9 protein-coding genes are annotated in these 8,423 nt (G+C 31.3%); 3 read left to right on the top strand and 6 right to left on the bottom strand.

Annotation, left to right across the window (positions count from 1 at the left end):
- The 6 genes from SFT90_04100 to SFT90_04075 all read right to left on the bottom strand — a co-directional run.
- Positions 1-1,424: M24B family metallopeptidase (locus SFT90_04100; GenBank protein ID MDX1949666.1), on the bottom strand; the 1,424-nt coding region annotated here is incomplete at its 3' end.
- A gap of 6 nt (positions 1,425-1,430) precedes the next feature.
- Entirely contained in the window at positions 1,431-1,757 is a 327-nt protein-coding gene (gene cyaY, locus SFT90_04095) for an iron donor protein CyaY (protein MDX1949665.1), read from the bottom strand.
- Positions 1,754-2,719, bottom strand: coding sequence for a homoserine kinase (locus SFT90_04090; GenBank protein ID MDX1949664.1), 966 nt, complete (start codon positions 2,717-2,719; stop codon positions 1,754-1,756). Before SFT90_04090 ends, cyaY begins: the two co-directional genes overlap by 4 nt.
- 16 nt (positions 2,720-2,735) lie before the next feature.
- The gene (locus tag SFT90_04085) at positions 2,736-2,891 is read right to left on the bottom strand and encodes a hypothetical protein (GenBank protein ID MDX1949663.1); all 156 of its coding nucleotides are present in this window, start codon (positions 2,889-2,891) and stop codon (positions 2,736-2,738) included.
- A 7-nt stretch (positions 2,892-2,898) separates the two neighbouring features.
- Positions 2,899-4,404 (bottom strand): anthranilate synthase component I, encoded by a 1,506-nt coding sequence (gene trpE, locus SFT90_04080; protein ID MDX1949662.1) that lies wholly within the window; start codon positions 4,402-4,404, stop codon positions 2,899-2,901.
- An 11-nt stretch (positions 4,405-4,415) separates the two neighbouring features.
- The gene (locus SFT90_04075; protein ID MDX1949661.1) at positions 4,416-5,849 is read right to left on the bottom strand and encodes a SurA N-terminal domain-containing protein; all 1,434 of its coding nucleotides are present in this window, start codon (positions 5,847-5,849) and stop codon (positions 4,416-4,418) included.
- 72 nt (positions 5,850-5,921) lie between these two features.
- On the opposite strand from SFT90_04075, the gene tpiA reads away from it, so the two are divergent.
- The 3 genes from tpiA to SFT90_04060 all read left to right on the top strand — a co-directional run.
- Positions 5,922-6,620 (top strand): triose-phosphate isomerase, encoded by a 699-nt coding sequence (tpiA, locus tag SFT90_04070; protein ID MDX1949660.1) that lies wholly within the window; start codon positions 5,922-5,924, stop codon positions 6,618-6,620.
- 128 nt (positions 6,621-6,748) lie between these two features.
- Complete coding sequence (locus SFT90_04065; protein MDX1949659.1) at positions 6,749-7,606, top strand: TorF family putative porin; 858 nt, start codon at positions 6,749-6,751, stop codon at positions 7,604-7,606.
- A 151-nt stretch (positions 7,607-7,757) separates the two neighbouring features.
- Positions 7,758-8,423 (top strand): cache domain-containing protein (locus tag SFT90_04060; GenBank protein MDX1949658.1); only part of this gene is annotated, 666 nt, incomplete at its 3' end.

The raw sequence follows: 8,423 nt of genomic DNA, 5'->3' as shown, positions 1-8,423 counted from the left end.
TTTGAAATTCCGTGAGGACCTTCGTGAACATTAAGGCAGAAGCCAACGCCGTGACCAGTTCCGTGCTTATAATCTTTGAAGTTACGCCATAAATTTATACGCGCCAAAACATCAATCTGTGAGCCATTTGTGCCGGTTGGGAAAATCGCACTCGCAATATTAATATGCCCTTTCAAAACAAGTGTAAAATTTTCTTTCTGCTCATTAGTAACATCACCTAAAGCGATTGTGCGGGTTACATCAGTTGTGCCTTCTAAATACTGCCCGCCAGAATCCAGCAACAAAATATTTTTTCTTGCAAGTTTTTTAGAATTTTTTTCACTAGCACGATAATGAATTATCGCACCATTTTCAGCATATCCAGCGATGGTATCAAAACTTGTGGAAATGAAATTTTTATTTTGCAAACGGAAATATTTTAGCTTCTCGCCGATAGAAAATTCCGTGAGGTTTTTATCCAAATTATTTTCAAGCCAATAGAAAAATTTTGTTAACGCAACCCCATCTTTTATGTGAGCATTTTTGATGTTTTTTATTTCAATATTATTTTTTACTGCCCTTGCAGTTAGGCATAAATCAGGCTTGTTCTCAAATTTAACTTTGTGAGTTTTTAGCAAATTATAAAAATAAAAAGAGGAGCTATTAAAATCTAATTGAAAGGTTTTTTTAGAAAATTTTTTTATATCATTTTCAATTTCTGAAATTTTTTTAATTTCAATATCAATATTTTTGAAAAGGGATTTTTTTAAGTTTTCATTATCACAATATAAAATAATTTTTCCATTTTTATTTAGAAGGGCATAACTTAGTAAAACTTGGGTGTTTGGCAGGTCAAAACTTCTAATATTTAGAAGCCAACAAACAGATTCCGCACTGGTAAGTAGCAAAAAATCATTATCAAATTCATTGCAGATTTTTTTGATTTTTTCTTTCGCTTCAAACCCTACGAATTTTTTATCAAGAAAGAAAATTTTATTAGATTTATATTTTGGTTTTTCTTGCCAAATTTCATCAATTAAATTTGGTAATGGAATAAACTCAAATATTTCTTTTGATAATTCACTTTGATATTTTTTTATTTTTTCATAAGCAAAAATCTTTGCATCAAAGCCAATTCTAGCTTTCTTTTTGAAATTTTCTTTTAAGAAATCTATTTCGTTTTTTTCAGCTAATTCAAAAATTTTATAAATTTTTTTATCAATTTCTTTTTCAGCTTGCAGGGTATATCTGCCATCTGTGAAGAAAATCGCCTCTTTTGTCGTTATAATCACGAAACCATTTGAGCCAGTGAAATTGGTAAGATATTTTATCCTTTCCGCTTCTGGGGGTAAATATTCACTATTAAATTCATCACGCATTGGCACAAGATAGGCATCAAGCCTATGTTTTTTAAGAACTTCTCTTAATTTTTCTAATTTATTCATATGGTTTTAAGAAAAAATTATATACGCTAATTCTTTAAGCTCATCATGCAGAAAATCCGAGAGAGGTTCACCTATATCATTTACCCATTGCTGTTTTGTTTCATCAAAATTAAAGCGGCTTGCTCCTGAAAATGGTGAAGAAAACCATATTTGTTTTGTCGGCTCGTGTTTGTTGATTATATACTCGCCATTATCCTCAGTTTTAATGGAAAGCACGCCATTTAATAAATCGGTTTCTAAATTATTTTCATCAGCGATTGCATCAATTTCAGAAAAAATTTCTTCTAAAATTTCATCGGCTTTTTCGTGAAAATTTAATATATCTAGCGTCATAAACCATATTCTTTAGGTGAATTAATTTGCATATGAAATTTCAATTTTTCAATATATTCAACAGGGTTTTTTACATTTACAACCGCACCTTCAACGCGATTAAAATAATCATAAAGGCGAGTTGAAAGAAAACGAAGTGATGCACCGATCGCAAGAATTGGCATCGCTGAAATTTCTTCACTAGAGAGTTTTCTAATTGAATTATAGCCTTCAAAAAGCTCTTTCGCTTTAGTATAATTGAAAGAAAAATCCCGCTCAAAACACCAAGCATTTAGGGTGATTGCGAGGTCATAAGCATAAAAATCATTGCAACTCATATAAAAATCAATTACGCCAGAAACCTCATCATTTTCAAATAAAACATTATCGGGAAAATAATCAGCGTGAATAATTCCACTTGGTAAATTTTTTGGCCAATTATTTTGAATAATATTAAAAGCGTTATTTATTTTATCAAAAGATGGAGCAAAATTTTTCTCAGTTTCGCTGGAAATTTTGTTGAATAAATCTCTCCAAAAATCATATGCCATAGAATTTTTACGAGCAATATTTTTCGGCAATTTTTCAGAATTTATATGTAGTTTTGCAAGAAATTTACCTGCTTTATAAACCTCATTATTACCAATATTTCTTGGCCATTTACCCTTTAACATTGAAACGATAAGATAGTTTTTTCCATTAAATTTGCCAATGTAAGAATTATCATTTTTTGCAATCGGCAATGGGCAAGGATAATTATTTTTGTTTAACTCTAGCATTAAATTTATGAAAAAAGGTAAATCTTCCTCAGAAACCCGTTTCTCGTAAATTGTAAAAATAAACTTTTGAATGTCTGTTTCTAAAATATAATTTGTGTTTTCAATACCTTCGCTAATACCAGAGAAACTAATTAACGAACCGATATTATATTCAGATAAAATTTGCGAGAAATCAGCTTCAAGTAATTTTGTAAAAACCGCCATAATGAATTTAGATTATCTATGCTTGAAAAGCTGAATAAATCACTTGCATATTCGCAGGGCGTTTAACGCAAGGGCTGCCCTCAATGCCGACGCAAGGGCTTTTAAGGGTTGGCGGCTCACGATTGCAAGAAGATAAAATTATCAAAGAAATTAGAACAATAAATTTTTTCATAAATTTTTTATATGTAATTCTTAGCGTTTTCAACCGCCTTGAGAAGGGCTTTTGCTTTGTTTTCAGTTTCTAAAAACTCGCCTTCCTCGGTGCTATCATACACTATTCCGCCACCAGATTGAATAAAAATTTTATTATCCTTTAGAAGTGCAGTCCGCAAGGCAATACAAGTATCCATATCACCATTTGAGGAAAAATATCCGATAGTTCCCGCGTAAAACTGCCTTTTGCAAGGCTCTAACTCATCAATAATTTCCATCGCACGAATTTTAGGTGCACCACTTGTAGTTCCCGCTGGAAAGCCTGCGATTAAACAATCTAAGAAATCCTTATTTTCTGCAATTTTTCCTTCCACATTTGAAACAATATGCATCACATGAGAATATTTTTCTACAAACATTTTTTCAGTAACTACAACGCTGCCTTTTTGGGCAACTTTGCCAACATCATTCCGACCCAAATCAAGCAACATAAGGTGTTCAGCAATTTCTTTTTCATCTTGAAGTAAATCTTGCTCTAACTCCAAATCCTGCTGTTTAGTTACGCCACGCTTTCTTGTGCCAGCAATTGGGCGGATTGTAACAATTTCATTTTCTAATTTAACCAAAATTTCAGGGCTTGAGCCACTTATCACAAAATCATCAAGTTTTAGATAAAATAAATATGGTGATGGATTAATACTTCTTAGTGAACGATAAAAAGATTCGGGAGGTAGGTTAAAATCACAATTAAATCTGCGACTTGCAACCACTTGAAAAATATCGCCTGCCTTAATATATTCTATCGCTTTTTGAACGAGTTTTGCATATTCTGCTTGGTTAATATTTGCCGAATAAGAGAATTTTTCATCAGAAATTTTAGGCTGATTTTTTTTAATTTCCAAAGGTTTTTGAATTTCAGAAATAATTTCTAAAATCCTTTCATTTGCTGAATTATAAGCATTTTCAGCAGGTATTTTTTCATCATAAAAAACAGGCGTGCAGATATAAGCAACATCAAGAATATTATCAATTACAATAGAAATTTTTGGGCGATAATATAATGCATCAGGAATGTCTATTTCTGAGGGTTTTTCATCTGGCAAATCCTCCATATATTTAACCATATCATAACCTATAAAGCCAAATAATCCGCTTGCGGAAGAAGGGAGGTTATAAAAACATTTTTTATCAATTTTGCTCTGATTATAAAAACTTCTAAGGCTAGAAAAAATATTTTTCTTATTTGTCTCAATTAATTTTAATGAGAAATTTTCTTGCTCATTTCCTTCAAAAACTTTGCCATCTTTACATATCCAAATTTTATCAGGCATAAAAGCTAAAATACTGAATCTACCCCTTTTTTCACCACCTGTCACAGATTCAAAAAGTGAGAAATATTTTTGATACGAAAATTTTTGTAGAAGTGAAACTGGCGTGAATAAATCACTAGAAATTTTTTTGAAGAAAATTTGATTATTCTTACTTAGATAATTTTCTAAAAATATATTTTTTTCTAGTTCCTTGATAATCATTTTGAATATAATTAATTGCTTTGCACCTTATATTTGCTTGCAAGATAGGTTACATATTGCATCATAATTTCTTGTGAAATTTGATCTTGCAGAAAAGATTTTACATTGAAAATTTCCATTTCATCAATTTTTTCTGGATAATTTATCTCATTAATTTTAGCGAATAAAACTTTATTCTCATCAACATAAATTTCAGAAAAACCGCCTTTTTTAACTGAGAAAATTAAATTCAAAAATTGTTGGTTAATTTTTTGATTTCTTCTATCAAGTTTATCCATTTTAGAAATTGAAACACCCATTATATTTTTAAGAAATTCTTCAGTTTTAGTGCCTTTTTCAACTTCAGTTTTTAATTGTTTTGCCTTTTGGTAAACTGCTTTTCCTAGCATATTTTTATTATAATCAGCTAAAACAAAATTTTTCACCTGAATTAATGGCTGTATTTTGCTTTCAGAAATTTCATCTAGCTTAATAATTGCATAAGAACTGCCATCTTTAGCCTCTAGCAAATCACTTGTTTCGCCCTCATTAAGGGCAAAAATATTTGGTAAAAAACCATCAAGCTCTGGCAGATTAATAATTTCTCCAGCTTGATTTTTACCTTCATTATCAATTGCAGAAATTTTGGATATTTTAAGATTAAGCTCGGCCGCTGCCTCCTCAAAGCTAGCACCCTCAGCAAGTTTATCCAAAAGATTATTAGATTTTTCATATAAAATATCTTCCACTGATTTATTTTTAGGTGGAATAGAAATTGATTTTTTATCAAGCAGAATATAACTTATTTTTCTATATTCTGGCAGGCGATAATTTTCTTTTTGCGTTTCATAGAAATCATTTAACTCAGCATCAGAAGGAGTTTTTAGGCTTGGAACAGAAGATTTATCAAAGCTGTAAATTGTAATATTTCTTTTTTGCTTTTCAAATTTATAGAATAATTTTGCATATTCATCATCAACTGGAATAATTGATGCAAATGATGATTCTAAAATTTCTAGTTTTTTGTCTCTAATATAATCTTTTAAGAAAGTTTCCTCACTTCCAGAAGCTGATATTTGAGCTTGCAAAGCTTCTTCATCAAGCTTACCATCTTGCGTGAAATCTTTTTTTATAACAAAAGATTCATCAAGCTCAATACCTAGATTTGTAAGCTCTGCCTCAAGAAGTTTGGTATTGATAATTTGTGTTAAAGAATTTTTTTTGATTATTTTTTCAAACTCAGGTGAAATTTCTCTCATACCTGAATTTTGAAGCCTTTGCTTCTGCATATTTACTTGTCTTTCAACATCATAATTTGTGATTGGCAAATTGCCAACTTGTGCAACTATTGTGTTGCCTTGCCCTTTCATAACATCGCCAATACCCCAAAAAACAAGGCCTACAATTAAAATACCGATAAAAACCAGAACAAAAAATTTTCCAACTAGATTTACTATATTTTGCATTTTATACTTCAAATTATTATTTTTATATTTACTTTGTAATTAAAATTACAAACTTTTCAAAGGGTTTTATATATGAAATTAATTGTGGGAAATTGGAAGATGAATCTTAGCCTTGCCCAAGCAAAAAACTTGGCAAGTGAAGTTAAAAACATTAAGCAAAACAGAAATGAGATTGTTCTTTGCCCGCCTTTTGTTTTCCTGCAATCTATTAGTGAAATAATTTCTAATTCACATATACATTTAGGCTCACAAGATTGCCATTACCTTGGGAGTGGTGCTTTTACTGGAGATATTAGCCCGATTATGTTAAAAGAATTTTCAGTGCAATATGTTATTTTAGGACATTCTGAAAGAAGGCAATATCACTTTGAAAATGATGATTTAGTTAATAAAAAGGCTAATTTTGCTATTCAAAATGGATTAATTCCAATTATCTGCGTTGGTGAAAATTTAACTGAGCGAGAAGCGAATAATCATAAAGAAATTGTTAGTAAGCAACTTGAAATTTCTACTAAAAATTTGAATGGAAAATTTGTGATTGCCTATGAGCCAGTTTGGGCTATCGGCACTGGCAAAACCGCACAAAAAGCGGAAATTTTAGAGATGCACCAATTTATAAAATCTAAATTTCCGAGCATAAAAATTCTTTATGGTGGTTCAGTAAATGAAAATAATTACTCAGAAATTTTGAATATAAATTCCGTTGATGGTTTGCTGATTGGCGGTGCGAGTATAGATTTTCAAAAATTTTCAAAAATTTGTCATTTCTAATTTGTGGCAATTTATCATCAGCATTAAAAGAAAAGACAATTTATTCTTTGTTGCCTTCCATAATCAAATTGATTTTCATTAGTAAAAATTGATTAATATCAACTTTAAGTTGTTTAATTAATTATTATATGAAAAAATTTCTTAGCCTTACACTATTGTCATTCACAATCCTCTCAAATTCTTATGCAATTGCTAAGGAAGAAAAGAAGGAGCCAGAAAAACTTGAAGATATAATAAAAATTCCTGGAAGTTTCACCGGTAAATTCGGCTTTATTTCTGATTATACTTGGAGGGGAATTGCACAATCAAATGAAAATGGAGCGATTCAAGGGCAGTTTGATTATAATCACGATAGCGGTTTTTATCTTGGAGCTTGGGCATCAAATGTTGATTTTGGTGCTACAAATGACGCTAATCTTGAGGTTGATGTTTATTCAGGCTATACCTTCAAATATGAAATGTTTGATTTCAACATAGGCGGAATTTATTATATTTATCCAGGTGCTGAAAGCTCATTTGAACTTGATTATTATGAATATCAAACCGCTGTAACTTCTGATTTTGATGTTGCTTCAGTTACTGGTTCAGTAAATTATACCCCTGATTTTAGTGGTGGCTTGGGTGAGGGTTATTACTATAAAGGTTTAGTAAATATTCCGCTACTTAAAAACCTTGATATAGTTAATAAACCTATTGAAACTGCACTTGGTGTTATTGATTCTCCGTTTAGAAATTATGGTATTTTGAACAAAGGTTATGGTTTTATTTCAAATGAGGTGGGTGTTTTTGCTTCCATCGGCAGACAAACCGTTCAAAATAATGTAGGCTTCACTTATCCAGATTATAATGACTGGGCAGTTGGTGCAAATTTCAGCTTCAAAGGCTTTGATTTAACTGTTCAATATGTTGATACTAATATTGATACAACGCGTTGCCCAGATTTATGTGATGGCAAAGTTTTGTTTAGCATCGGCAGAGCGTTTTAATATGATTTAATGTCCCCTCCCCTGTTTACGGGGGAGGGTTAGGGTGGGGGCATAAAATTGGGATTAAATTATATCTTCTAAGCCCCGCTCTTAATCTCCCCCCGCAAGCAGGGGAAGAAATGAAAACAAATAACAACCAAAAAGGCTATTTATGAAACTAAATATAAAAGCTAAAATTACCTTACTCTTAATGATATTCGGCTTAGTGCCACTAGCTGTGGTAATGCCTATTACCTTTGAAAAACTTGATGAAACAAGGCAAGCAAGGCTTGAAAATCTGTCCAGTAGAGCTGATATTGTTAATGAAGCTATAGATAGAAACCTTTTTGAAAGATATGGAGATGTTCAGGCTTTCAGCTTAAATAGTGCAATTCAAGATAAAAATAACTGGAGGAACGAAAGTGATGAGAACCCTCTAATTAAAGCTATCAATGGCTATATGACAAATTATGGCATCTATAAATTGATGCTAGTGCTTGATAGAAAAGGAAATGTAATTGCGGTAAATAATGTTGATCCGGTTGGTAAAGAATTAGACACTTCAAGCCTTTATGAAAAATCTTTTGCAGATAAATCTTGGTTCAAAAATGCAATTGAAGGAAAATTTTTAGAAAGCGAAACGCTCACTGGCACCGCAGTTGAACAACCTGCTTATAATGATGTTGTAGCAGGGGTCTATGGTGAAGATGGTTTTTCAATGGTTTTCTCAGCACCAATTAAAAATGCAGAAGGTAAAATTATTGGCGTATGGGCAAATTTTGCTGATTTCGGATTAGTTGAACAAATTGTTGCTGATTATCACAAAAAACTCAAAATG

It is taken from the genome of Rickettsiales bacterium, from assembly GCA_033762595.1.
GTDB lineage: Bacteria > Pseudomonadota > Alphaproteobacteria > Rickettsiales > UBA8987 > JANPLD01.
The sequence above is the reverse complement of the archived record's forward strand: the minus strand, read 5'-3'. Positions and strand labels throughout refer to the sequence as shown.

What these genes read in the sequence shown, in the direction of transcription:
- cyaY (MDX1949665.1), bottom strand. Translation starts at nt 1,757, where the DNA reads ATGACGCTAGATATATTAAATTTTCACGAAAAAGCCGATGAAATTTTA.
- SFT90_04090 (MDX1949664.1), bottom strand. Translation starts at nt 2,719, where the DNA reads ATGGCGGTTTTTACAAAATTACTTGAAGCTGATTTCTCGCAAATTTTA.
- SFT90_04085 (MDX1949663.1), bottom strand. Translation starts at nt 2,891, where the DNA reads ATGAAAAAATTTATTGTTCTAATTTCTTTGATAATTTTATCTTCTTGC.
- trpE (MDX1949662.1), bottom strand. Translation starts at nt 4,404, where the DNA reads ATGATTATCAAGGAACTAGAAAAAAATATATTTTTAGAAAATTATCTA.
- SFT90_04075 (MDX1949661.1), bottom strand. Translation starts at nt 5,849, where the DNA reads ATGCAAAATATAGTAAATCTAGTTGGAAAATTTTTTGTTCTGGTTTTT.
- tpiA (MDX1949660.1), top strand. Translation starts at nt 5,922, where the DNA reads ATGAAATTAATTGTGGGAAATTGGAAGATGAATCTTAGCCTTGCCCAA.
- SFT90_04065 (MDX1949659.1), top strand. Translation starts at nt 6,749, where the DNA reads ATGAAAAAATTTCTTAGCCTTACACTATTGTCATTCACAATCCTCTCA.